20 protein-coding genes are annotated in these 23,858 nt (G+C 66.5%); 6 read left to right on the top strand and 14 right to left on the bottom strand.

The features are described 5' to 3' along the window. Positions 1 to 173 precede the first annotated feature (173 nt). The 3 genes from RD110_RS22465 (at position 174) to RD110_RS22455 (ending at position 5,235) form a co-directional block, all read left to right on the top strand. Entirely contained in the window at positions 174 to 1,820 is a 1,647-nt protein-coding gene (locus RD110_RS22465) for a GGDEF domain-containing protein (protein ID WP_076202131.1), read from the top strand. A 321-nt stretch (positions 1,821 to 2,141) separates the two neighbouring features. Beyond that, the gene (locus RD110_RS22460) at positions 2,142 to 4,001 is read left to right on the top strand and encodes a putative bifunctional diguanylate cyclase/phosphodiesterase (protein ID WP_076202129.1); all 1,860 of its coding nucleotides are present in this window, start codon (positions 2,142 to 2,144) and stop codon (positions 3,999 to 4,001) included. Beyond that, positions 3,994 to 5,235: an HD-GYP domain-containing protein gene (locus RD110_RS22455; RefSeq protein ID WP_076202127.1), complete on the top strand. Its 1,242-nt coding sequence runs from the start codon at positions 3,994 to 3,996 to the stop codon at positions 5,233 to 5,235. Before RD110_RS22460 ends, RD110_RS22455 begins: the two co-directional genes overlap by 8 nt. A 64-nt stretch (positions 5,236 to 5,299) precedes the next feature. Here the strand turns inward: RD110_RS22455 and RD110_RS22450 are convergent, their stop codons facing one another. Genes RD110_RS22450 through RD110_RS22425 form a run of 6 tightly spaced genes read right to left on the bottom strand, consistent with a single transcriptional unit; the run spans position 5,300 to position 11,495 of the window. Next, a complete protein-coding gene (locus RD110_RS22450; protein ID WP_076202126.1) occupies positions 5,300 to 6,061 on the bottom strand; it encodes an SDR family oxidoreductase in 762 nt (253 codons plus the stop codon). A gap of 11 nt (positions 6,062 to 6,072) precedes the next feature. Next, a complete protein-coding gene (locus RD110_RS22445; protein ID WP_076202124.1) occupies positions 6,073 to 7,011 on the bottom strand; it encodes a dihydrodipicolinate synthase family protein in 939 nt (312 codons plus the stop codon). Between the two features lie 35 nt (positions 7,012 to 7,046). Continuing rightward, a complete protein-coding gene (locus RD110_RS22440; protein ID WP_076202123.1) occupies positions 7,047 to 8,081 on the bottom strand; it encodes a TRAP transporter substrate-binding protein in 1,035 nt (344 codons plus the stop codon). Between the two features lie 56 nt (positions 8,082 to 8,137). Further along, a complete protein-coding gene (locus RD110_RS22435; RefSeq protein WP_076202121.1) occupies positions 8,138 to 9,415 on the bottom strand; it encodes a TRAP transporter large permease in 1,278 nt (425 codons plus the stop codon). After that, complete coding sequence (locus RD110_RS22430; protein ID WP_204249998.1) at positions 9,412 to 10,014, bottom strand: TRAP transporter small permease; 603 nt, start codon at positions 10,012 to 10,014, stop codon at positions 9,412 to 9,414. Before RD110_RS22430 ends, RD110_RS22435 begins: the two co-directional genes overlap by 4 nt. Before the next feature lie 2 nt (positions 10,015 to 10,016). Beyond that, positions 10,017 to 11,495, bottom strand: a complete 1,479-nt coding sequence (locus RD110_RS22425; protein WP_083686463.1) for an FAD-binding oxidoreductase — start codon at positions 11,493 to 11,495, stop codon at positions 10,017 to 10,019. A 232-nt stretch (positions 11,496 to 11,727) separates the two neighbouring features. Here RD110_RS22425 and RD110_RS22420 point away from each other — a divergent pair, with 232 nt between their 5' ends. Beyond that, positions 11,728 to 12,447, top strand: a complete 720-nt coding sequence (locus RD110_RS22420) for a GntR family transcriptional regulator (RefSeq protein ID WP_076202118.1) — start codon at positions 11,728 to 11,730, stop codon at positions 12,445 to 12,447. A gap of 43 nt (positions 12,448 to 12,490) precedes the next feature. Here the strand turns inward: RD110_RS22420 and RD110_RS22415 are convergent, their stop codons facing one another. From RD110_RS22415 to RD110_RS22405, 3 genes are read right to left on the bottom strand one after another with little or no spacing between them, the layout of a single operon-like run. Beyond that, positions 12,491 to 15,544, bottom strand: a complete 3,054-nt coding sequence (locus RD110_RS22415; RefSeq protein WP_076202116.1) for an efflux RND transporter permease subunit — start codon at positions 15,542 to 15,544, stop codon at positions 12,491 to 12,493. Next, on the bottom strand, positions 15,541 to 16,659 hold the full coding sequence (locus RD110_RS22410; RefSeq protein WP_076202115.1) for an efflux RND transporter periplasmic adaptor subunit: 1,119 nt from the start codon (positions 16,657 to 16,659) through the stop codon (positions 15,541 to 15,543). The genes RD110_RS22415 and RD110_RS22410 overlap by 4 nt, the downstream gene beginning before the upstream one ends. After that, entirely contained in the window at positions 16,656 to 18,104 is a 1,449-nt protein-coding gene (locus tag RD110_RS22405) for an efflux transporter outer membrane subunit (protein ID WP_076202113.1), read from the bottom strand. The genes RD110_RS22410 and RD110_RS22405 overlap by 4 nt, the downstream gene beginning before the upstream one ends. Before the next feature lie 126 nt (positions 18,105 to 18,230). Here RD110_RS22405 and RD110_RS22400 point away from each other — a divergent pair, with 126 nt between their 5' ends. Beyond that, complete coding sequence (locus RD110_RS22400; protein WP_076202112.1) at positions 18,231 to 18,926, top strand: response regulator transcription factor; 696 nt, start codon at positions 18,231 to 18,233, stop codon at positions 18,924 to 18,926. 7 nt (positions 18,927 to 18,933) lie between these two features. Further along, a complete protein-coding gene (locus RD110_RS22395; protein WP_204249997.1) occupies positions 18,934 to 20,010 on the top strand; it encodes a HAMP domain-containing sensor histidine kinase in 1,077 nt (358 codons plus the stop codon). Between the two features lie 38 nt (positions 20,011 to 20,048). Here the strand turns inward: RD110_RS22395 and RD110_RS22390 are convergent, their stop codons facing one another. From RD110_RS22390 to RD110_RS22370, 5 genes are read right to left on the bottom strand one after another with little or no spacing between them, the layout of a single operon-like run. Then, complete coding sequence (locus RD110_RS22390; protein WP_076202110.1) at positions 20,049 to 20,912, bottom strand: MurR/RpiR family transcriptional regulator; 864 nt, start codon at positions 20,910 to 20,912, stop codon at positions 20,049 to 20,051. A 39-nt stretch (positions 20,913 to 20,951) separates the two neighbouring features. Next, complete coding sequence (locus RD110_RS22385; RefSeq protein WP_076202109.1) at positions 20,952 to 21,641, bottom strand: DUF1989 domain-containing protein; 690 nt, start codon at positions 21,639 to 21,641, stop codon at positions 20,952 to 20,954. Between the two features lie 37 nt (positions 21,642 to 21,678). Continuing rightward, the gene (locus RD110_RS22380; RefSeq protein ID WP_076202107.1) at positions 21,679 to 22,482 is read right to left on the bottom strand and encodes an amino acid ABC transporter ATP-binding protein; all 804 of its coding nucleotides are present in this window, start codon (positions 22,480 to 22,482) and stop codon (positions 21,679 to 21,681) included. A 10-nt stretch (positions 22,483 to 22,492) separates the two neighbouring features. After that, a complete protein-coding gene (locus tag RD110_RS22375; RefSeq protein ID WP_076202106.1) occupies positions 22,493 to 23,155 on the bottom strand; it encodes an amino acid ABC transporter permease in 663 nt (220 codons plus the stop codon). Next, complete coding sequence (locus RD110_RS22370) at positions 23,155 to 23,853, bottom strand: amino acid ABC transporter permease (RefSeq protein ID WP_076202104.1); 699 nt, start codon at positions 23,851 to 23,853, stop codon at positions 23,155 to 23,157. The genes RD110_RS22375 and RD110_RS22370 overlap by 1 nt, the downstream gene beginning before the upstream one ends. Positions 23,854 to 23,858: the final 5 nt, after the last annotated feature.

Raw genomic sequence — 23,858 nt, 5'->3', positions numbered from 1 at the left:
CCTTTTCGGTGTGCGTCCGGTTTGTGCTGCCCTGGCGCGAAAGAACGCACGGACGAATACATCATCCCTCTACAATGCATCTGTAACATAACGTTCTTGGAATTCTTTTGAGGACAAGCTGTGAGAATCAATCCGGCGTTCAAGCCTGACCCTTTGTCTGACGGCGGCCTCCGATGGGGCGCTTTTTGGTGACCGGCCTGGCGCGGGTGAACGCTGGAGAGCCGAGTCTGGACAAGGAAAATGCGCTGTCCGATGCCTACGCCGCGATGGAAGAGGGGCAGCTCGAACGAACCCGGGAGCTTGCGCACTGGGTACTGGCCACGGTGGACGAGGGCGATATCCGCTATGAGGCCCGTGCCTTGGCGTGCCTGGCGCATTGCGACCGCGTCGGCTCGAAACTCAGGCGCGCCAGCGATGCGGCACGCCGCGCGGCCCAACTGTTCGAGCAGCTGGGCGATGAGCACGGCGAGGCCCATGCACTCACGATCTATGCGCACGTAACCATGCTGCTGGGCCGCAACGAGGAAGCGGTCGAGGCTGCCATCCTTGCCACGCGGTTGTGCGATGTGGGGCCACCGCGGCCGCAGACCGTGGCGGCCTACAACTGCCTCGGACTCGCCTATTGCTGGAGCGGGGACCATGCGCGCGCGGATGCCGCCCTCGAGAAGGCGGTGCAGATCGCCCAAAGCTGCCAGCCCGCCCTGAGCATCTACCAACCACGGCTCAACCAGGTCTGGGTCGAGGCTGCCAGGTTGGTGGACGAGAGGTACCAGACCGGGCGGATGCAGGGTCTGGGGAAGCTCGATCGCCTCATGAAGGAATGCCTGGCACTGGAGCGCGCGGGACAGGGGATGCCCATGCAGCCCGGGCTGCGATCGATGGCGCGCACCATTTCGCTCGCGTCGACGAGTTTGGTGGCGATCTGGCAACGTGATTTCTCTGCGGCGCGAGATGTACTCGCCGCGGCCAGCGACTCACTGTCGGACAGCATGACCTGGCTCGACTCCTTCGTGCGCTGGTGCCATGCCGAACTGGCCTGGGTGCAGGAAGACTGGCCCCGCGCCGAGAACGAGCTGAAGGCGATGCGCGAGATGGCATTGACCGTCGAGCACGAACAGCTCGCGTGCATGGCCGACCTGCTGCTCGCGCAAGTCTATGAATGGCAGAACCAGGAAGCCGCCGTCCGCCTGGCCTACCGGAGGCTGCGCCAGCGCGAGCGACGCGTGGTGGCCGAAGGCCTGGGCAGTCGCGAGTCCCTGGTTTCCTGGCGGCTCGGAGCCCGTCAAAGCGAGCGGCACCTGCAACAGGCGCTCATGGTGTCCAAGAAGTTCGAACGGTGGTCCCTCGAGGACGCGTTGACCGGCATTGCCAACCGCAGGTATTTCGAACAATCGCTCGCAGAGCGCATCGCCGCCTCTGTCCAGTCGGGCCGACCGCTTTCGGTGGCGATGGTCGACGTCGACCGGTTCAAGACCGTGAACGATCGGTTTACCCACAGCGTGGGCGACCGTGTCCTCAAGACGGTGGCGGCCATCATCTCGGCCGAAATGCGGCAGGACGACCTTCCGGCGCGCTGGGCCGGTGACGAGTTTGTGGTGCTGTTCAACAACACCACGGAACAGCAGGCCGAGCACATCTGCCTGCGGATCCGGCGGGCCGTCGCCGGCTTTGAATGGGGCTCGGTCGCGCCTGGCCTCAGCATGTCCGTCAGCATCGGGATCAGCCAGGTGCAGCCCGATGACACGGTGGAGTCGGCCTTGCATCGCAGCGACGAGGCGATGTATTCGCGCAAGTCGCCCGATCTCTCGTCGGCGAATTAATGAGGCGAGGTCATGGATAGATCTTGGGCAAAACACGCGTCGGCGCGGGGTGCCGACGTCGGCAAGAAGCTTCGCGAACTATCGCTTCCATAGCAAAAAGTCACAGCGTTCAAAGCAGTGTTGATGGAAAATATACCAACCAGTCACCTTGTGACGAATTGGTATATTTTCCCGCCCAGCGCCGTGTTCGTGTGTGACCTTGATGTCCAGCGAGCTGTCTTGGGCGCGTTGTGTCACCCGATTTGATTTCGCCATGGAAGCCATTTTTTTGCTGCCCCTGCTATTTTCCCGCGTCACCGCTAGCCGCGCGGGCGAGCGAGGATGGAGGGCATCTTGAACGACCAAACCGAACGCGGCGAGGCCGATTGGCTGTTCGCCCTGCAGTCCGAGCGCTTGGCGAATTCGCCCGAAAACGAAGGTTTCGAGCGCATCACCCGGCTTGCCGAGCAGCTCTTCGATGTACCGACGGCATTGGTTTCCCTGGTCACGGCCGACCGGCAGCGGTTCAGGTCGCGCGTCGGCCCGGATTTCATCGAAGCCGACTGGAACACGGCTTTCTGCGCCTTCACCGTGCAGGAGCCATCGGTCCTGGTGGTGGAGGATGCGGCGCTGGACGACAGGTTTCATCGCAATCGCTTCGTCACGGGTTGCCCCGGCATTCGTTTCTACGCTGGCGCTCCCTTGGTCTCGGCGGCAGGGCATGCGCTGGGCAGCCTGTGCGTGATCGACTATCGGCCCCGAAGCTTCACACCGGCGCAGTGCAGGCAACTGGAAGACCTGGCCAGGCTGGTCATGGCACAGATCGACCTCTACCAATCGGCCGGGCGTCTTCACGATGTGACTCGGCTCCCGAACCGCGCGCAATGGGCGGTCGACCTCGAAGAATTGGCGCTGGCAGGCGACACCGGGCAGCACACGCTGGTGCTGGTGGACATCATGAACCATGCGCGGTTGCAGAGCGCGCTGCTCGCGGTCGGTATCACCGCGGTGGAGATCGCGCTCCGGCATATCGCAGCCCGCCTGCAGGAGATTTTGGATGGCCGGTCGCCCCTGTACCACGTGAGCGACACCCGGTTCGCATTCGTGCTGCGAGGGCGCGGGACGGCCGGGCATGCGGCCGCGATCAGCCAGATCCTGATGGCGCTGGCTCGGCCGATTCGGGTTGGCGACCTGGCCATCGAGCTCGAAGTGCAATGCGGCGCGGTGACCTACGAGTCGGGCGAGGCCGACGCCAGCGACGTGTTGCGCAAGGCAACTTCAGCCATGCACCTGGCCGAACGCAGGCAGTTGCCGTTCCTCATGCACCAGCCGGTCTTCGATGAGGTTCACCGCCGCAGCTACGCGATGCTGCGGGCGCTGCCGATCGCTATGAACGGCGGAGAGCTGCGCCTGGTCTACCAGCCCAAGCTCGATTTCAGGTCCAGGCGCTTCAATGCGGTCGAGGCGCTGGTTCGCTGGCGCCATCCAAAATGGGGCGACGTGTCGCCGGCCGAATTCATTCCCGCCATCGAGAACACGTCGACGATCCATCTGCTGACGGAATGGGTGCTGCACGCGGCGCTGGCGCAGACGGCCGCGTGGCAAGCGCAAGGACTGTTCATCTCGATGGCGGTGAACGTTTCGGCACGCAACCTCGAACATCCGAATTTCGTGAAGATCGTGGGCAACGCCTGCGCGTTGCATGGTATCGACCCGCGGCACCTGCACGTCGAGTGCACCGAAAACGCCGTCTTGACCGGAGAGCGCAGTTTCGCGGCACTGGCCGAACTGCGTGAGATGGGCGCGCAGATTTCGCTCGACGACTTCGGGATCGGTTATTCCAACCTGGCTTGTCTTCAGAAGTTGCCGGTCGATCTGATCAAGATCGACCAATCGCTGGTCAAGCCGATCGTCGCAGACGCACGGGCCTGGACGCTGCTGCAGTCGCTGATTGCGTTGGGCCACACCTTGGGTTATCGGGTGCTGGCCGAGGGTGTGGAAACCAAGGGCATTTACGATTTACTATCGCAGACCCCTTGCGATGCCATGCAGGGATACTTCCTGTCCAGGCCAGTGGAGGCCGCAGAGGTATTGACGTTCATGCGTGAGCCGAAGTTGCCGTTCCAGCGGCATGCCCGGCAGGCTGCGGACGCGAGGCTACCGGAGTTTTCAGACAGGCGCCAGAACACCGACCATGCTTAAACGAATCAGCACCCAGCAACTTCGGCTGGGCATGTACATCGAAGAATTCTGCGGAACCTGGATGGAGCACCCGTTCTGGCGTTCGGGCTTCGTTCTGCGCAACGCCAAGGACCTGGAGCGCATTCTGGCGACGAGCGTGCGGGACGTGTGGATCGACGTGTCCAAGGGCACCGATGTGCCGCGCGGTGAGCCTGCCGTGACCCGCGCGGAGGTGCAGTTCCAGGTCGACAGCGAACTCGGCCAGCTTGCCGATCTGGACAAACGCAAGAATGAACCGGTGGCCCTGGCGCGCGAAATCGGCAAGGCGGCGAAGATCTGCGCGCAATCGAAGCAGGCGGTGACCGCCATGTTCCAGGAGGCCCGCATGGGCCATGCCATCGACACGGCCCAGGTTCAGAAGCTGGTCGCCGAGATCTCGGATTCGGTGACGCGCAATGCGTCCGCGATGATCAGCCTGGCGCGTCTCAAGACGGCCGACGACTACACCTACATGCACTCCGTCGCGGTCTGTGCGCTGATGGTGGTGCTGGCGCGCCAACTGGGCCTGAGCGAAGCGCAGGTCCATTCGGCGGGCATGGCAGGCCTTCTGCATGATCTGGGCAAGGTGAAGATGCCGATGAGCGTATTGAACAAGCCCGGCAAGCTGACCGAGGCCGAGTATGTGATCGTCAAGAACCACCCCGCACTTGGCTACGAGATGCTCCAGGGCGTCGCCGGCATGGACCCGGTGGTGCTGGATGTGTGCCTGCACCACCATGAGAAGACCGATGGATCGGGCTACCCCGAGGGCCTTCATACCGGCGAGATCAGCCTGTTCGCCAAGATGGGGGCGGTGTGCGACGTGTACGACGCCATCACTTCCAATCGGCCCTACAAGAGCGGATGGGATCCGGCGGAGTCACTGCGCAAGATGGCCGAGTGGTCGAAGGGCCACTTCGATCTGCCGGTGTTCCATGCCTTCGTGAAGAGTGTCGGCATCTATCCAACCGGCTCTCTGGTCATGCTCGCCTCCGGCTTGCTGGCCATCGTGGTCGAGCAGAGCAAGAAGTCGCTCATGCTGCCCCGCGTGCGGGTGTTTTATTCGACCAAGTCGAACCAGCGCATCGCCCCTGAGTTGATCGACCTTTCCAGCGCAGGCTGCAGCGACAAGATCCTGCACAGGGAAGATCCGGCGAAATGGCAGTTTCCCGACCTGAACGACTTGTGGATGGGCTCGGCGAGCAGTGCCCTCTAGCACCCGAACCGGTTGCTCCTGATCGGTGCGCGGCGACCGGCAGCGCCGTGAAGCCCGGGTCAGTTCACAGCTTCCGGTCTCCGATGTAGGTGCGGTTCCACACCGGGGAGATCACCATTTCATTGATGCAGACATGCGGCGGCATCTCCGCGATGAAGCGGATCGTCCGGCCGAGGTCCGCTTCCTGGAGCATTCTGGCCTTGTCTTCCTCAGATGGTTCGATGGGCCGTTTCTTCAGGATGGGCGTGGCCACCTCGCCGGGGCACAGGGCGGTGGCCCGCAGCCCGTGCAGGCCTTCCTCGATGTTGAACGAATGCGTAAGCGCCATCAAGGCGGCCTTGCTGGCGGTATAGGCGGGACCGGTGAGGTATTCGAAGTGCCAGCCGGCGAACGACGCGACATTGATCACCGTGCCTTCGCGCCGTGCCTGCATGCCCCGCAGTACGGCGAGTGTGCAGTACGCCGCGCCGTTGAGGTTGATGGACATCACGTTGTCGAAGGTGGCGCCATCGGTTTCGCCCCAGTAACGCTTGCGGTGGTTCAGTCCGGCGCTGTTGACCAGGATATCGACACGCCCCAGGCTCGCCTGGATGGATGCTGCGACACGGTCGACCGCGGTGCCGTCGGAGACATCCAGCGGCTCGGCCGTGATCGAGCCCACCGGGGCGCCCCGGCCCTCGGCCTGTGCCACCGCGGCCGCGAGCTTGTCGGCGTCGCGTCCCGAGATCACCACTCGGCAACCGGCCTTGGCCAGTTCCATCGCACCGGCCAGGCCGATGCCGCTGCCGCCGCCCGTGACCCAGGCGACTTTTCCTTCGAGTTGCATGGTTCGTCCGTTCAGTCGCGTTGCGGGTCGATACCGAAGGCCGCCAGTTCGCGGCGCAGGCGCTCCTGTTCCGCGCCATCCAACGGCACCAGGGGCGGGCGCACGCGCACCCAGCCCGGCTCATCGTACAGCTCGGCCAACATGCCCTTGAAGGCGGCCGTCATGCCGTAGCCGCCGAGAATCCTCAGGAAGAGCTGCACGCGCGCCAAGTCATCGGCCGCGCCCGGCAGGGCATGGTCGCGCACGAGGCGCTGCACGAGGCGTGGCAGGATGTTGGCCACGCCGCTCACCGCACCGGTGCTGCCACGCTGGCCCATGACGGGAAGATCGGTTTCGTTGCCCACGTAGACCATCACCTCGCTCATGAACGCATCGGCAAGCGCCAGCGAAGCTTCGCGCTGGCAGCCGCTGTCCTTGATGCCGACGATCGTCTGCGGATACAGATCCTTGAGCGTGCGGATCACATGATGGCTCAGCGGCACCCCCGAGACCTGGGGGATGTGGTACAGGTAGATGCGCAGGCGCTCGTCGGCGACCGTGTCGATGACCCAGCGGTAGGCATCGATCACACCCTGGTCGGGCACGCCTTTCAGGAAGAATGGCGGCAGCATCAGGCAGGCGTGGGCGCCGATCTCCAGCGCATGCTTCGTCAGCGTCACCACGTCGGGCAGCGCCGCGCAGCTGGTGGAGACCAGGATGCGTTCGGCAGGTACGCCACCGGCGACGAGGCCGTTGATGGCGTCGATGCGCTCCTGCACCGTGAAGGATGGCCCCTCGCCGGTGGTGCCGAAAGGCGTCACGCCGACGGCGCCGGCGTCGAGCAGGCGGCGGGCATGGCGGGCGAAGGTGGCGGTGTCGATGTTGAGGTCGGCGTCGAGCGGTGTCAGCAGCGCGGGCCAGATGCCCGTGAAAGGCGTTGTCGAGCGAGGGGCGGAGGTGGTCGTGTTCAAGCGGATGGTCCAGGCAGGTTGTTGAAAATGAAGGGTCAGTTGCCGCGGATGCGTTTGAGTTCGCCGGTGACCATCGTGACGGCCTCTTCGCCAATGGCCTTGGCGTGGCGCTCGTAGATCACCTTGGCGCGGTCGCGCACGCGCTGCATCTCGGCCGGGCTGATCTCGTTGACGATCATGCCTTTGGCGCGCAGGTTGTCGACGCTCATGGCTTCCTGGGCACGGTTGGCACGGCGCTGCTCGGTGCGCCCCACGGCCGCACATTCCTTCAGCACGGTCTGTTCCTGTGGCGACAGCGTGTCCCAGACCTTCTTGGAGAACAGCACCAGCGTCGGGCTGTAGGCATGCTTGGTCAGGGTGAGGTACTTCTGCACCTCATAGAACTTCATGTTCTCGATGTTGGTGAACGGGTTTTCCTGGCCGTCCACGGTGTGCGTTTCCAGGGCGGAGTAGACCTCGGTGAATGCCATGGGCACCGCGTTGCTGCCGAGCGTCTTGAACGTGTCCAGGAAGATGGTGTTCTGCATCACGCGCATCTTCACGCCGTCGAAGTCTTCCACCTTGGTGATCGGCCGCTTGGAATTGGTCGTGTGGCGAAAGCCGTTTTCCCACCAGGCAAGGTTGATGGCGCCCACGGCGGGCATCTTGGCCGAGAACCAGTCGCCCACCTTGCCGTCGAGCAGCTGGTCGGCCTCGGCGGCGTTGTTGAACAGGAAGGGCAGGTCGAACACGCCGAGCACCGGCACGATCGAGACGACCGGGGCGGTGGAAGTGAGCACCATGTCCAGCGAACCCGAGCGCACGCTCTGCGTGGAGGTGAGGTCGCTGCCCAGCGCACCGTCCCAGAACGGCTGGATCTTCATCTTGCCGCCCGTTTTCTCCAGCGTGCACGCGCCCATCTTGGCCAGGCCGTTGCCCATCGGGTGTTCCTTGCTGACGCCGTTGGACACGCGGAAGTTGCGGTCCTGGAACTGCGCCTGGGCGGCGGCTGCGGCAAGGCCGAGCGTGGCGGCTAGGGCGACGGCGCGGGTGAGGGAAGTGGCTTTGGCGGGCCCGGTTGGCTTGGACATGGAAAAGTCTCCGTAGTGGTTTTGTTGGAATGGGCGAAACGATGGATGGCGTGTGGTCAGCTAAGCCACTTCAGCGGCACCGTCACCAACGCCGGGAACAGCACGAGCAGGAGCAGCACGAACAGTTCAGCCCAGAGGAAAGGCCACAGGCCCTTCATGAGCTCGCCCATCGAAATTTTCGAGACACCGCACATCACGTTGAGCACGATGCCCACCGGCGGGGTGATGAGGCCGATGGCGTTGTTCATGATGAACATCACGCCGAAGTACACCGGATCGATGCCGGCCTCGCGCACCACCGGCATCAGCACCGGCGTGAGGATCATCAGCGTCGGCGCGAAGTCGAGCGCGGTGCCGACGATCACCACCAGCAGCATGATCACGAACATCAGCACGATGCGGTTGAACATGAACGGCTTGAGCATCGCCGCCACCTGCTGCGGCACTTCCGAGGTGGTGATGAGCCATGCCGACACCAGCGCGGCGGCGATCAGGAACACCACCACCGCCGTGCTCTTCGCCGCGGACACCAGCAGGCCATAACATTGGCGCAGCGGCAGTTCGCGGTAGATGAAGACGCCGACGGCGAAGGCGTAGACGCAGGCGGCCACACCCGCCTCGGTGGGCGTGAAGATGCCGAACTTCATGCCGCCGATGATCCCCAGCGGCATCAGGAGGGCCCAGATGCCGTCGATGCCGGCCCGCGTGCGTGCCGCCATGGTCTGGCGCGGCAGCACGGACACATTGTCTCGCCGGGCCACCCACTGCCAGGTGAGCAGCAGCGACAGGCCCATCAACAGGCCGGGGAAGATGCCGGCCAGGAACAGTTTGCCGATGGAGACGTTGGCGATCACGCCGAAGACGATGAGCCCGATGGAGGGCGGGATCACGGGGGCGATGACACCGCCGGCGGCGATCAGCCCCGCCGAGCGCGGCACGTTGTAGCCTGCGCGGCGCATCATCGGAATCAGCATGGCGCCGATGGCCGCCGCGTCGGCAGCGGCGCTGCCGGAAATGGCCGCCATCAGCACCGAGGCGAAGATGGCCACCAGGCCCAGCCCGCCACGCAGGTGACCCACCCAGGCCAACGCGAAGTTGACGATGCGCTTGGAGATGCCCCCGGCGTTCATCAGCTCGCCGGCGAGCATGAAGAACGGAATGGCCAACAGCGGAAAGCTGTCCGCGCCCTCGAGCAGCTTCTGCGACAGGATGGTGGTGTCGACCTGGCCCTGGAACACCATCAGCGCCGCGCCGCACACCAGCAGGGCGAAGGCGATCGGCATGCCCAGCGCCATGGCGCCCAGCAGCGAGAAAGTGAAGACGGCGACCGTCATTTGGCGGCTCCGGCGGTGACCATGGGCGCGGGTGGCGTGTTGGGCCCGCCATGGGGCGCGTCGGGCAGTACTTCTTCGCTTTCCTTCACCTCGACGAGCTCCGCGTCGGTCATGCGGCCACTGAGCAGACGCCACAGACGGTGCAGCGCGTGCACGCCCACGCCGATGCTGGTCACGTAGCCCATGCCGAACACCCAGCTCATCGGCATGCCGGTGACCGGCGCCAGCGTGGTGGCGTTGATCTCGTGCTGGCGCAGCGTGCCCCAGAACAACATGCCGCAGCAGAGCAGGATCAACGCCTGGCTCAGCACCCCGCAGACGATCTTGCCCTTGCGCGAGAGCTTGCTCACCACGTTGTCCATGCCCAGGTGCGCCCCTTCGTGCGTGGCCAGCACCGCACCGATGAAGGTCAGCCAGACGAAGAAGATGCGCGACAGCTCTTCTGAGACACCGATGCCGGAGTTGAAGGCATAACGCAGCACCACGTTGCCGAACACCATGACCACCATGCCGAGCAGCAGCACGGCCAGCACGGCCTCCACGCCGAGGAACAGGTAGTCCACCCATGAGCGGGTGGCACGGGATGAAGCGGCTCGCATGTTCACACCACCTTGCCGGGGTTGAGCAGGCCGAGCGGATCGAGCGCCCCCTTGAGCAGGCGCATCAGCGCAATCTCCTCCTCGCTGCGTGCGTGGCCGAGCCATTTCTTCTTGGCGGTGCCGATGCCGTGCTCGGCGGACACGGTGCCGCCGAACTCGCGCACCAGGCCGTAGATGACTTCGTCCATCTGCTCCTTGGGTTGCAGGCCCGGGCCCATGCCGGGCACCCAGGCGACCAGGTGCATGTTGCCGTCACCGATGTGGCCGTAGTAGACGCTGTCGCAGCCGGGGATGCGCTCGGCCAGCGCAGCCTTGCATCGCGCCGCGTAGTCGGCCATGGATTTCACCGGCAGCCCGATGTCGTAGGAGATGTTCTGGCCGAGCACGGAAACGAATTCCGCGCACGCATCGCGCAGCGCCCAAAAGGCCTGCGTATCGGCCACCGACTGCGCCACCGCCGCGTCGGTGAGCGCGCCATCTTCCATGAGTTTTTCGAGCCAGCGCTCGAAGCGCGGGCCGTCGATGGCCTCGTCCGTGCCCTGGGCTTCGACCAGCACATAGACCTCTTTCCCATTGCCGCCGGTTTGCTGCTGCAGCGGGCTGCGCACGCCGACGCGCTTGGTCACCACATCCCAATAGTCGGGCCACATCACCTCGAAGGCCGAGAGCAGCGGACCGAGGCCGCGCCGCGCTTCGCCGAGCAGCCTGACCACGGCCTCGTAATCGGGCAGCGCGCAGAGTGCCGACATCGTGCACTGCGGCTGCGCATGCAGGCGCAGGACGACGCGGGTGATCACGCCGAGCGTGCCTTCGCTGCCGATGAACAGGTGTTTCAGGTCGTAGCCGGCGTTGTTCTTCAGCATCTTGTTGAGGCTGGTCATGACAGTGCCGTCGGGCAGTACGACTTCGATACCGAGCACCAGTTCGCGCGCCATGCCGTAGCGAATCACCCGGTTGCCGCCCGCATTGGTCGAAAGGTTGCCGCCGATGGCGCAGGAGCCGCGCGCGCCCAGGTCCAGCGCGAAATAGAAGCCTGCCTCCGCGGCGGCGCGCTGCACCAGCTCCAGTGGCGTGCCGGCCCAGACCGTCATGGTCGAACTGGCCGGATCGATCTCCTCGATCCCCACCATGCGCTCCATCGACAAGGCCACCCAGCCGTCCTCGGGGCGCGAGCCGCCGCACAAACCGGTGAGACCGCCCTGCGGGACCACCGGGACACCGGCGGCGCGGCAGGCCTTCATGGCCATGGACACGCCGGCCGTATCGACGGGGCGGACGACCGCGATGGGGCGGGCGGGCTGCTGCATGCTCCAGTCGTTGCGGTTGCGTTCGGGCACGTCAGGCCCGATCAACACGGCGGCGGCGCCGAGTGCTTCACGCAAAGCGACCAGAAAGGCAGGCGCGGCGTTGGTGGACGGTGCATCGGCCAGCGTACCGACGCCAGCGGGCGCCGTATCGGGTGCAAAGGGAGATGGAGTCATGGCGCAACAGAACGGGCAGAGGAGCAGAAGGGGAAGTGGCGAAAAACGGCCAGCGAGGGAGGGATCGTCGGGGATTCGAGGGAATTGTCTTGCATGCAAGGTACTAGGGCACTAGTATTTTCCCCAATCGGGTTTCCCAAGGCGGATTGCGCATCCGCCCATGCGTTCTGAGACACTTCAGCCCGAAGTCCCACGGGCATGCTGCCCGGGCTAGACATGAGGTAGACCTGCCGTGCTTTCTGGTTCCAGTTTCCGACTCGACACGCCCAAGTCGCTCGCCATCCGCATTGCCCAACGTCTGCGCGAGGCGATCACGGACGGCCAGTTCCCCCTGGGAAGCATGATTCCCGAAGAGTCGCTGGCCACGTCGTTCGGCGTCAGTCGCACGCCGGTGCGTGAGGCGCTGGGGCAGCTCCAGCTGCAAGGTCTGGTGGTGATCCGCCCGCAGCGCGGCAGCTATGTCTTCGAGCCCAGCGAGGACGACATCGCTGCGTTGTGCGAGTTCAGGTGTGTGCTGGAGCCGCGCGCGGCCGAGCTTTCGCACCGCAACGACAGTGAAGGCACGGTGAAGGCGCTGCGCGCCGCTATCGACGAGATGGCGCAGGCGCGTGCCGCGCGCGATGCCGTGCGTTATGGCCGTGCCGATACCGCGCTGCATGAAGCGTTCTTTACCCATTGCGGCAACCCCTACATGCAGGGCGCGTACGCCACGGCGGCGGCCAAGATCGCGGCCTTGCGCATCTACCTGTCCGCTCCGACGGACGTGTTGAATACGGCAGGCTTCGAGCAGCACTCCGAACTGCTCGCACTGTTCGAGGCGGGTGATTTCACCCGGTTCGAGGCCACGATGCGCATGCATGTGATCGGCACGCGCGACAACTACACCCGCGTGCTCAAGCAGCGCATCGCGGATGCCGCCGAGGCTGGCAAAAGCAGCATCGGCGGCCTTTAGAGGCTGGACAGGTCCGTGTGCGAGGTGGCGCGGGATCCACCGGCTACAGCAGGCGGCGCAACTTCTGCAGCAGATCGTCCACGTAGGTGAACACCACCGGCACGACCAGCAGGCTCAGCACGGTCGAGGTGAGCAGGCCGCCGATCACCACGATCGCCATGGGCTGCCGGAAGCTCGGCTCCGCACCCAGGCCCAGTGCGTTGGGCATCATCCCGGCGGCCATGGCGATGGTCGTCATGACGATAGGACGCGCCCGCTTGTGGCAGGCATCGATCACCGCGTCGAGCCGTGTGATTTCGCGGTCGCGCCGCGCGACGATGGCGTATTCGACCAGCAGGATCGAGTTCTTGGTCACGATGCCCATGAGCATCAGCACGCCGATGACCACCGGCATCGAGAACGCTTGGTTGGTGAGCCAGAGCGCACCGAACGCGCCACCGAAGGCGAGCGGCAGCGCGCACAGGATGGTGGCGGGTTGCAGGAAGTCGTGGAACAGCAGCACCAGCACCGCATAGATGCAGAACACCCCGATCGCCATCGCCGTGCCGAAACTCGTGAACAGCTCCGACATGCGCTGCAGCTCGCCCTGCTCCACGATGCGCACGCCGGCGGGCAGCGACTTGAACGCCGGCAAGGCCATGGCTTCCTTCTGCACTTCGCCGAGCGCACGGCCATTGAGTTCCACGCGCAGTGTCACGTTGCGCGAACGGTCCAGTCGGTCGATCTGCGACGGGCCGCTGCCCATGGCCACGTCGGCCACCGAGCCGAGGCTGACGGCGCCGTTGGTGCCCTTGACGCGCAACCCGGCGATCGCATCCATGTCCTGGCGCACGGAGGCATCCATGCGCACACGAATCGCGATCTGGCGTTCGGGCAGATTGAGCTTGGGCAGCGCGGTCGAGTAGTCGCCGTAGGTCGCGAGCCGGACGGCGTCCGCGAGCGCCTCGGACGTGACGCCCAGGGCCGCGGCACGCGCATAATCCGGGCGCACCTGGACCTCGGGGCGCTGCAGGGCTGCGCTCGAGGTCACCGTGCCGACATTGTTCAGCGAACGCAGCTGTTGCTCGGCCTGGTTCGCCGCCTTGTTCAGTGTGTCGGCGTCGTCGCCGGCCAGCGTGATCTCCAGCGTCGAACCGGTGCTGCCGCCAACAACGGTCACACGGATGCCGGGAAGGGTCTTCAATCGATCCCGGATTTCAGACTCGACCTGCGCCTGCTTGGGCTTGCGGTCGCTGCGGTCCACCAGGTCCACCGTGAGCGTGGCGCTGGTGACATCCGTCGTCGCGCTCGAACTCATGCCGCTGCCGGTGCTGGCCGTGCCGGCGGCAATGAAGACGGACCTCACCTCGGGTATCTGGCTCAGCAACTGCTGCGCCTGCTGGCTGACGGCGGTGGTCTGCGCCAGCGTGGCGTCGGGCCCGAGCTTGAGCGTCACCGTGGCCTGGGCCTTGTCCTGTGCCGGCATGAAGGCGGTTGGAATCGTCAGCGCCAGCGCAACCGACAGCACCAGGAACACCAGCGCGGCCAAGACGGTGGATTTGCGGTGCTGGAGCACACCACGCGCCCAGCCCAGGTAGCGCGTCATCACCGGCCCATCCGTCGATGCGTTGTGCAGGTGCGCCGCCTTGGGCTTGAGCAGGTAGGCCGCCATCATCGGCGTGAGCAGTCGCGCGACCAGCAAGGATGCGAGCACGGCGATCGAGGCGGTCACGCCGAACTGGCGGAAAAACTTGCCGGGAATGCCGCCCATGAACGCCGTCGGCAGGAAGACCGCCACCAACGTGAAGGTCGTAGCGATCACTGCCAGCCCGATCTCGTCGGCGGCCTCCATCGCCGCCTGGTACGGTGTCTTGCCCATCAGCAGGTGGCGCTCGATGTTCTCGATCTCGACGATCGCGTCGTCCACCAGCACGCCGATGACCAATGAAAGCGAGAGCAGCGTGATGGTGTTGAGCGAATAGCCCGCCAGCGCCATGAAGGCGAAGGCCGGCGCGATGGACAGCGGCAGCGCGGCCGCGGCGATGAAGGTGGCGCGCAGGTCGCGCAGGAACCATCCGACCACGAGCACCGCGAGCACGGCGCCTTCGAGCAGGAGTTCCATGGAGCCTTCGTAGTTCTCCTGGATCGGCGTGACGGTGTTGCTGGCCTCGACGATGTTGACCTCGGGATGCGCCGCGGAAAACTTCTCCAGCGACGCGCGGATGTCGTTCGCGACGCCGACGTCCGAGAACCCCTGGGAGCGCTTGATCTCGAAACCGATCACCTTCTTGCCGTCCCGGAATGCCATGGTCGTGCGCGCGGCGTTCGTATCGGTGATGCGCGCGATCTGGTCCAGCCGCACGTAGCGGCCATCGCCCAGCGACAGCGTGATGGCCGCGACCTCGGCGGCCGATCCGACGGTGGCCAGCGTACGGCTCGACTGCTTCTGGCCACCCACGTCGGTTTCGCCGCCCGATGCTTCCTTCTGCGTGGCCTTGAGTTGCGTCGATACGTCCGAAGGCGTGACGCCGAGGCCGGCCATCAGCACCGAATCCAGGTCGATGTGGACTTCGCGGTCGATGCCGCCCACGCGCGACACCGAGCCGACGCCCTTGACGGTCAGCAGGTTCTTCGTGACCTGGTTGTCGACGAACCAGGACAGGTCCTTCTCGTCCATCGCCGTCGAGTCGATGGTGTAGGTCAGCAGCGCGCTGCTGGCCGTGGTCAGCTTGGACACCGTCGGCGATGTGACGCTGGCCGGTAGGTCGGACTTGGCGCTGTCGACCGCATTGCGGACTTCGTTGAGCGCCACTTCCGAGTTCTTGTCGATCTCGAAGCTGACACTGATGCTCACCAGGCCGTCGGTGATGGTGGTGGTGATGTGGTCCAGCCGGCTCAAAGAGGCGAGCTTGTCCTCGATCTTGCGCGCCACCTCCGTCTCCAACTGGGCCGGCGCGGCACCTTCGAGCGTGGCCGAAACCTGGATGGTCGGGAGGTCGGTGTCGGGGAAGTCCTGGATCTGCAGCGTGCGGAAGCCGAGGATCCCGAGGACCGTCAGCAGGATGAAGGTGAGGACCGCCGGAACCGGATTGCGGATCGACCAGGAGGAAACATTCATCGCGCGGTCTCCGCTGGCTTCACCGTCACCAGCACGCCTTCGGACAGGAATGCACCGCCGCTCGCCACGACCCGCGCATCGCTGGCCAGCTTCGACAGCAACTCGACGCGATCGTCCTGGCGACGACCCGTCGTCACGACCTGCGAAGAGACCTTGTTGTTGGCATCCACGAGGTAGACATAGGCGCGCCCATCGCGCATCACGATCGCCGTCTGCGGCAGCGTGAGCGCCGACGTGGTGCCCAGGCGGATCAGGCCGCTGGCGAACATGCCGGCGCGCGCGGTGCTGTTGCCGCTCAGGCTGACATACACCGTGGCGCGCCCGGTGCTCGTCGACAAGGTCGGCGCCGGGATGCGCACGGTGCCGTTGACGCGCTCGCCGCTCGGCAGCGTCAGTTCCGCCTTCTGGCCGGTTTTCACCGAAGCGAGCTCGCGTGCATCGAACTCGGGGCGCCATTCGAGCTTGCCCTGGCGCACCAGGCGGAAGAGTTCGGTGCCCGCGCTCACCACGTTGCCGGCGATACCGGTTTTAGAGGACACCACGCCATCGTCGGGCGCCAGAACGCGCGTCTGCGCCAGCTTGAGCTTCACGCTGTCGAGGTCGGCCTGAGACGATTGAAGGGTCGCACGCGCCGTTGCCTCCGAAATGCGGTATTCCTCGATCTGCTGGTCGGACAGCGAGCCGCTCGTGCCGACCGCGTTGGCCCGTCGTACGTAAGCGCTGGCCTGATCGAGGCTGCTGCGGGACTGGGCGACCGTCGCTTCCTGCTTGCGCATGTCCACCCGCAGGCTGTCGTCGGCCAGGCGCGCGAGCACCTGCCCGCGCTTGACCACGTCACCGACGTCCACCAGCAACTCCGCGACGCGCAGACCGCCGGTCTCGGGGCTGACGATGAGTTCCTGCCATGCCGTGACCGGCCCGCTGCCTTGCAGGGTTTGCGACCAGTCGCGGCGCTCGGGTGCGATGACCTCGACGGTCATCGCGCTCGCCGGTGTGCTGGCCGCCTGCTCCTTGGCGGGCGGTCGCAGCAAGAAGGCTGCGGCGGCGGCCACCAGCAGCAGGATCACGGCGATGACGAGGCCGCGGCGGGACTTGGGTTTCGATGGGATGTTCATGGCTTCTTCGTCTGTTCATCGGCCGCGTTTTCGGGTGCCACGGCCGGCGTGCCGGCCTGCCATCCGCCGCCGACGGCCTTGTAGAGCGCGATCCAGTACTGGACGCGGTTCTGCTGCAGGGTGATTTCGGTGATTTCGGCCGACAGCGCCGAGCGACGGGCTTCCTCCAGGGCGAGCAGGCTGGTGCGGCCCGCGCGCCAGCTGTTCTCGCTCGACAGGAAATAGTTTCGGTACTCGCGCGCAGCCGTTTCCGCCTGCTCCGCGCGGTGCCGGGCGCCATCGAGGTTCAGCAAGGCTTCCTCGACGTCACGTACGACCGTGCGCACACCCTGGCGGTAGCTGGCCATTGCCGACTGGTAGCTGGCCCGGGCGGAGTCGACCGCCGCACGGCGCTGCCCGCCGTCGAACAGCGGGATCGACAGCGAAGGCCCGAACGACCAGAGCGTGGCCGGCGAGGACAGGCTGCTCGCCGACATGCTGACCGATCCGCTGAGCGACAGGCTCGGATAGAGGTCCGCCTGGGCCGCGCCGATCTCGGCCCCGGTGGCCGCCGCTTCGCGCTCGAGCGAGGCCAGATCGGGGCGCTGGCGCAGCACCTGGGCCGGCACCGCCTGCACCTCCAGTGCGGCCGGCCGAGGCACGCGGTTCTCGCCGTCGTCGATCAACCGGCGCAGCGCGGGTTCGTCGGCACCGGTGAGGTAGACCAGCGACTTGACGAGCAGGCCGCACTGCGTGGTCTGCTGCAGCAGGCTCGACTGCGCGCTGGCCAGGCTCGCGCGGGCCAGCGCGCCGTCCGATGGGGCGGTGTAGCCTGCCTGCACGGCGTTCGTCGTGGCCTTCTCGGTCGCGGCCGTCGAGGCGGCCTCGCGCCGGTAGGCGTCTGCCAGCAGGATGCAGGCGCGGTACTGCACATAGGTGTCGGCGACTTCCGCCGCGAGCGACACGCGTGCATCGTGCCAGTCGGCGGTGCGTGCCTCGATGCGCGCCTCGGAGGCCTCGGCGTTGCGGCGCACCTTGCCGAACAGGTCGACTTCCCACGACGCGTCGAAGCCGGCGCTGCGCGACGTGCCCGTCGTCGTGGAGAACCCCGACTGCAACTGATTGCTGCGCGATGCTGACGCACTGCCGCTCAGGCTGGGCAGCGCCTGCGCCCGCGTGCTGCGCAGGGTTGCACGCGCCTTCTCGATGTTGGCCCAGGCCTGCGCCAGCGAAGGGCTGTCGCGTTCGGCCATCTCGACCAGGCGGGCGACCCGCGCATCGTCGAACTGCCGCCACCATTGCTGCAGGTCGCCGACCTGTCCGCCGTGCGGCAGCTCGGCCTGCCAGGACGGCGGGGCCTGCGGTTGCGGCGTCTCTTCGAGGCGGCCGGTGGCGCAGGCCGTCAGGCCCCAGGCCAGGCAGACGGCGAGAGGGGGGACAAACAGGGAGCGTAGCGTTGAGGTCATCAGATCTTTTTTCCTCCAGCGAGGGTAGAAGCGTCCGGTGTTGGCTGCGGTCAGCCAGCGTTAAGCTGGGTAAAAGTCGGCGGTCCGCCGGCAACAAGCGGCCGGATCGGCGCCATACTTGCGCCGATGCACAAGGTCCTGCTTGTCGACGATGACGTCGACCTCACATCGATGCTGTCGCTCTACATCTCCCGCGAAGGCTTCGAGGTGGCCGTGGCGAACGACGGCGAGGCGGGCGTGCACGAGGCGCTGCGCGGCGGCTACGCGCTGGTCGTGCTGGACATCATGATGCCGCGCCTGTCCGGCATGGAGGCGCTTCGCCGCATCCGCACCACGAGCAACGTGCCGGTGCTCATGCTCACGGCGCGCGGCGACAACGTCGACAAGATCGTCGGCCTGAACATGGGGGCCGACGACTACGTTCCCAAACCATGCACGCCCGGCGAACTGGTGGCGCGCATCCACGCCATCCTGCGGCGCACCGAGAGCCGCAGCCAGCCCGAGGGCGCGAAAGCGGCGCAGGCATTGAACGTTGGCGCACTCACGCTCTATCCGGGCACGCGCCAGGCACTCTGGCACGGCACACCGCTGGAGTTGACGGGCACCGAATTCAGCCTGCTTGAGGTGCTGGTCCGCCATGCGGGACAGCTGACCAGCAAACAGGACATCTCCCAGGCGGCCTTCGGCCGGCCGCTCACGCGCTTCGACCGCCGCATCGATGTGCACATCAGCAGCATCCGCCAGAAACTCGGCATGCGCGACGACGGCCGCTCCTGGATCCAGAGCGTGCGCGGCCTGGGCTATCAATTGCTCAAGGACTGAGGCCCCCGTGGCCCGCCCCACGCGCCTGTTCCGCAAGCTGCTGCTCGTGCTGTCGAGCTGCATGGTCTCGAGCATCGGGTTCACGGCCCTGTACCTGTGGCTCATGGGAATCACGCCCCCGCCCGGCGACGCTGTGTTCCGGTTGGGCGGGCTGCCCGTCGTGCCGATCGTGATCGCCGTGATCGCCAGCCTGTTCTTCGGCGGCTTCCTGGCGTGGTATCTCTCCCGGCCGCTCGAGCACCTGCGCTGGGGGCTGCAGCGCATGGCCGAAGGCCAGCTGGACACGCGGGTCGAGCCGCTGATGAACGGGCGCCGCGACGAGATCGCCGACCTCGCCCACGACATCGACGGCATGGCGGCGCAATTGCAGGCCATGGTGGCCGCGCGCGACCGGTTGCTGCACGACATCTCCCACGAGCTGCGCTCGCCGCTGTCGCGCATCCAGGCGGCGATCGGGCTGTTCAAGCAGGGCTCGTCGTCGGCGGACGTGATGGTCGACCGTGCCGAGCGGGAAACCGGCCGGCTGGATGCGCTGATCGACGAAATGCTCACGTTGCACCGGCTCACGGCCCCGGCGCCGATGGCGCGCAGCGCGGTCGACATGGTCGAGATCCTGCACGACATCGCCGCCGACGCGGACTTCGAGGCGCGCGCGAAGAACCGTTCCGTGCGCATCGAGACGCCGGAGCGCTTCGTGGCCCATGTCGATGGCGATCTGGTCTATCGCGCTTTCGAAAACGTGATCCGCAACGCCGTGAAACACACGGCCGAGGCGAGCACCGTGGAGGTGCATGCGCGCCTGGTCGGCCATGGCGAACAGCTCGAAGTCGTCGTCAGCGACCACGGGCCGGGCGTGCCGCCGCACATGCTCGAAGCCATCTTCGAGCCGTTCGTGCGGATCGACCCGCGGGACACGGGCCGCGGTTCCGGCCTCGGCCTGACGATCGCCAGAAGTGCACTGCAGGCCCACGGCGGCACGATCGAGGCCTCGCTCGCCGACAGCGGCGGCCTTCGGGTCAGGATGACCCTGCCCGAAAGAACACCCGGACACGAGGACGGCATACGCCCGGAGCGTCGGGCGTAGCGCGCCGGCATTCGCGGTGCTTCCTGCGGCCCTCGGGGCTATTCAAGCTCACCCAGCACTTCGTGCATCAGCTCCACCTTCTCGAGATGGCTGCTGCGGCTGTCGGCGATTTCCTTGGCCACCATGGAATACAGCAGGTTGGTGATCGCCGAGACGGCCGCATTGCTGTCGAACATCATGAGCCCCTGCGTGTGGCAGCGGATGATCCACTTGGCGAACTTGCCAGGCTTGCCGACCATGACGTCGGAGATGTAGAGCATCGGCACGCCCATGCCCGCCAGCGCTTCCATGGCGGAAGCCAGCTGAGGCACCCGCCGACGCAGGCCGATGCAGACGACCATGTCCTGCGGGCCGTAGTGGCCCAGCCATTCGGCGAGCGTGTCGCCGGGGGCGGGCAGCAGGTGCAGGTCGCCCCGCACCTCGATGAGGTTGCGGTACATGGACGCGGCGATCGGCTGGCTGTGCCGGTAGCCCAGGAAGGCCAGGCGCCGTGCGCCAGCCATCTTCCTGGCGATCACCGGCAAGGCCTTGAGGTCCAGCGCACGGTAGCTGTTGGCGAGGTTGGCGGCCTCGTTTTCCAGGTGCGCCTGCACCAGCTTGTCCATCTCGGTGGCCTTTGGCTGCAGCCGGTGCAGATACAGCGGCGAGCCGGCGCGCTGCGCGTCGCGTGCCTGCCGGCGCGCCATCTCGTGCGAGGTGTAGCCCAGCCGGCGAAAGAAGCGCGTGGTGGTGGCTGGCGAGATGCCGGCCAGCGCCGACAGCTCGGCGGCCGTGTGCGTGGCGACCTCGCCGGGCGCGGCCAGGATCACGTCGGCGAGCCTCGTCTCGTTGTCTGTCAGCGCATCGTAGATTTCACGGATGCGGACTTCCAGGGACGGTGGGTGGGGCGTGGTCGGACTCATGGCTGCCGAGCATACGCGAGGCATTCCAGCCGATGACGCCTAGCCAATGGCGCCCTGCGCGGTGTCCGGCACCCAGGGGCCGCGCACCGGCGCGCGACTCACGCCCGCGCGCACGATCTGCAGCGCCACGTCGCGGGGCGTGTTGTCGTGCTTGCCCTGGATCTTGACGATGTCCTGCGGGCAGGCCGAGAGTGCGACGAAACAGTCCATGTCCGCGCGCAGGGTGATGGCGTCGCCCGGCTTCGATTCGGTGGGCAGCGTGGCCAGCGTGTTGCCGTCGGCCTGCACGCGGATGTTCATGAAGATGTTGAACGACGCCAGGTTGCGCCGCGGCGGCGTGAGGCCGATGTCGAACATGCCCTCCATCATGTTGTCGCAGCAGTTGCGGTGGTAGCCACGCACGCCGAGCAGTTCGTAGCGCCGCAGGTCGCAGGCCGCCATGAAGGTGTCGTGCACGCCGGGAGAGGTGTCATCGACGATGGTCAGGATGGGGTTGCGCCGGTTGGTGACGAAGCTGTCGCCCAGTGCCGGATTGAGGCGCTGGGTCCAGACGCGTGTGGCCTCCATGCACATGTATTCGTCGAGGTCGTAGGCATTCCAGGCCCAGCAGTCGACCACCTGCGTGCCGTGGGTGTTGACGATGCGCAAGGCCTCGGATGCGCGCAGGCGCACGGCCTTGCCGTGCCCGGCCGGCACGACGACGGGGGAGGCGTCGGATGTTGGATGCATGCTGTTTCCTGATGAAGTGGGTGAAGAGTGGGCGGCGTCAACGGGCCGATGTCGTGTCCGCAAAACGGCCCAGGAAACGCTGCGTGCGCTCCTGTTGCGGCGCGCGCAGGACCTGCGCGGGCGGGCCTTGTTCGACGATGCGGCCCTGGTCCATGAACACCACGCGGTCGCACACGCCATCGGCAAAGGCGATTTCGTGGGTGACCACGATCATCGTGGTGTGCCGCAGGGCCAGTTCGCGCATCACGCCGAGCACCTCGCCGACCAGTTCAGGGTCCAGCGCGCTGGTGGGTTCGTCGAACAGGATCACCTCGGGCTGCATGGCGATGGTGCGGGCGATGGCCACGCGTTGCTGCTGCCCGCCGGAGAGCCTTGCGGGATGGCTGTCCAGCTTGTGGCCCAGGCCGACCTCGCGCAGCGCCGCGGCCGCGCGTTCGTGTGCCTCGGCGCGCGCCAGCCGTTTGACCGACAGCAGTCCCTCCATCACATTCTCCAACGCCGTCATGTGCGGCCACAGGTTGAACGACTGGAAGACCATGCCGATGCGGCTGCGTTGCGCGCGCACCGCGGCGTCGGCCAGGGGGCGCTGGCGGCCGTGCCGGTCTGGCTTCACGCCGACTTCCTCGTTGCCGAGCCAGACGCGGCCCGCCGTCGGTGGCGCCAGCCAGTTCAGGCAGCGCAGCAGCGTCGATTTGCCCGAGCCGGAGGGGCCGAGCACACTGACCACCTCGCCTTTGGCCACCGCGAGGTCGATACCCTGCAGCACGCGTTGGCCGCCAAGGTCTTGGCACAGGCCTTCGCAGCGGATCGCCGCGACGGCAGGTTCGAGGGCATGGTTCATCGCAACGTTCTCAGGAGGTGGGTGCCGCATGGGCGGTCAGTCTTCGTTCGAGGCGTTCGGCCAGGGTGGCGCACACCGTGGCGAGGGCCCAGTAGGTGAGCGCGACCGCGACGTAGATCTCGACCGATGCGTAGGTGTCGGACACCGCCTGGCGCGCGTGGAACATGAATTCCGGCACGGACACCACGGCCAGCAATGCACTGTCCTTGAACAGGCCGATCATCAGCCCGGCTCCAGGCGGCAGCATCAGCGGTAAGGCTTGCGGCAGCAGCACACGCCGCAGCGTGCGCCAGCGCGAAAGGCCGATGGCGCTGGCCGCCTCGGACTGGCCCGGCGCGATGGCCTGCATCCCCGCGCGCATCACGCCGGCGAAGTAGGGGCCGTAGTAGATGGACAGCGCCGAAACACCGACGACACGCGGCGAAAGCGTCACGCCATACAGCGGCAGCGCGTAGAACAGGATGTAGATCAGGATCAGCAACGGCAGGCCCAGGCACGCCGCCGTGTAGGCCCCGGCCAGCCAGCGCAGCAGCGGCCCGCCCCTGAGCTGCACGGCCGCGACGCCCGCGCCGATGGCCAGCGCGATGAGCGCGGAGACCGCGCAGAGCCACAGGGTCTGCAGCAGGCCGCTGGCCAGTTCGGGCAGGCGTTCGATGACGACGGACCAGTCCATCAGCGTGCACCCGTGGCCGCTGCGGCATCGATGGCGCCCACGGGACGCCTGCCTGCGTCGCCTCCTGTGGGATCGGCATGCAGACGCCGCTCGAGCCGCCGCGCCAGGGCGATGGTGGGCAGGGTGATGGCGAGGTAACACACGGCCACCACGACCAGCACTTCGTCCTGGCGGAAGGTGCGTGCGCTGACCATCTGGCCCGCATAGGCCAGCTCGGTGACACCGACCACCGACGCCAGTGGCGTGGTCTTGAGCAGGATGGTGAACTCGTTGACCAGCGCGGGCAGGCTGGCGCGCCACACCTGCGGGCCGATGATGCGTTGCCAGGTGTGTCGCGGCGCCATGCCCAGCGCCGCCGCCGCCTCGCGTTGCCCCTGGCTCACCACCGGCAGGTTGGCGCGCAGGATTTCCCCGACGTAGGCGGCGCTGTTGCAGCCGATGGCCAGCACGGCGGCCAGCAGTGGGTGGCCGCCGGCGCCGATCAGCGGCAAGGCGAAGAACAACACGAACAGCTGAACCAGGGCCGGCGTGCCGCGCATCAGGCTCACGTAAGCCCGCGCCAGCCCCCGCGCCACGGCCCAGCGGCTCAACCGCAGAAAGAGCACCGCATGGCCGGCCACGGCACTCACCGCCATGGCCAGCACGCACAGGAGCAGTGTGTTGCCCAGGCCGGCAATCAGCAGAGGCAGGCTTTGCATCACCA

Origin of the sequence: Rhodoferax koreense (assembly GCF_001955695.1) — a bacterium.
GTDB classification, from domain to species: Bacteria; Pseudomonadota; Gammaproteobacteria; order Burkholderiales; family Burkholderiaceae_C; genus Rhodoferax_B; species Rhodoferax_B koreensis.
Note: the sequence above shows the minus strand (reverse complement) of the source record. Positions and strands in the feature narration are given on the sequence as shown.

What these genes read in the sequence shown, in the direction of transcription:
- RD110_RS22465 (WP_076202131.1), top strand. Translation starts at nt 174, where the DNA reads ATGGGGCGCTTTTTGGTGACCGGCCTGGCGCGGGTGAACGCTGGAGAG.
- RD110_RS22460 (WP_076202129.1), top strand. Translation starts at nt 2,142, where the DNA reads ATGGAGGGCATCTTGAACGACCAAACCGAACGCGGCGAGGCCGATTGG.
- RD110_RS22455 (WP_076202127.1), top strand. Translation starts at nt 3,994, where the DNA reads ATGCTTAAACGAATCAGCACCCAGCAACTTCGGCTGGGCATGTACATC.
- RD110_RS22450 (WP_076202126.1), bottom strand. Translation starts at nt 6,061, where the DNA reads ATGCAACTCGAAGGAAAAGTCGCCTGGGTCACGGGCGGCGGCAGCGGC.
- RD110_RS22440 (WP_076202123.1), bottom strand. Translation starts at nt 8,081, where the DNA reads ATGTCCAAGCCAACCGGGCCCGCCAAAGCCACTTCCCTCACCCGCGCC.
- RD110_RS22435 (WP_076202121.1), bottom strand. Translation starts at nt 9,415, where the DNA reads ATGACGGTCGCCGTCTTCACTTTCTCGCTGCTGGGCGCCATGGCGCTG.
- RD110_RS22430 (WP_204249998.1), bottom strand. Translation starts at nt 10,014, where the DNA reads ATGCGAGCCGCTTCATCCCGTGCCACCCGCTCATGGGTGGACTACCTG.
- RD110_RS22425 (WP_083686463.1), bottom strand. Translation starts at nt 11,495, where the DNA reads ATGACTCCATCTCCCTTTGCACCCGATACGGCGCCCGCTGGCGTCGGT.
- RD110_RS22415 (WP_076202116.1), bottom strand. Translation starts at nt 15,544, where the DNA reads ATGAATGTTTCCTCCTGGTCGATCCGCAATCCGGTTCCGGCGGTCCTC.
- RD110_RS22410 (WP_076202115.1), bottom strand. Translation starts at nt 16,659, where the DNA reads ATGAACATCCCATCGAAACCCAAGTCCCGCCGCGGCCTCGTCATCGCC.
- RD110_RS22405 (WP_076202113.1), bottom strand. Translation starts at nt 18,104, where the DNA reads ATGACCTCAACGCTACGCTCCCTGTTTGTCCCCCCTCTCGCCGTCTGC.
- RD110_RS22400 (WP_076202112.1), top strand. Translation starts at nt 18,231, where the DNA reads ATGCACAAGGTCCTGCTTGTCGACGATGACGTCGACCTCACATCGATG.
- RD110_RS22390 (WP_076202110.1), bottom strand. Translation starts at nt 20,912, where the DNA reads ATGAGTCCGACCACGCCCCACCCACCGTCCCTGGAAGTCCGCATCCGT.
- RD110_RS22385 (WP_076202109.1), bottom strand. Translation starts at nt 21,641, where the DNA reads ATGCATCCAACATCCGACGCCTCCCCCGTCGTCGTGCCGGCCGGGCAC.
- RD110_RS22380 (WP_076202107.1), bottom strand. Translation starts at nt 22,482, where the DNA reads ATGAACCATGCCCTCGAACCTGCCGTCGCGGCGATCCGCTGCGAAGGC.
- RD110_RS22375 (WP_076202106.1), bottom strand. Translation starts at nt 23,155, where the DNA reads ATGGACTGGTCCGTCGTCATCGAACGCCTGCCCGAACTGGCCAGCGGC.
- RD110_RS22370 (WP_076202104.1), bottom strand. Translation starts at nt 23,853, where the DNA reads ATGCAAAGCCTGCCTCTGCTGATTGCCGGCCTGGGCAACACACTGCTC.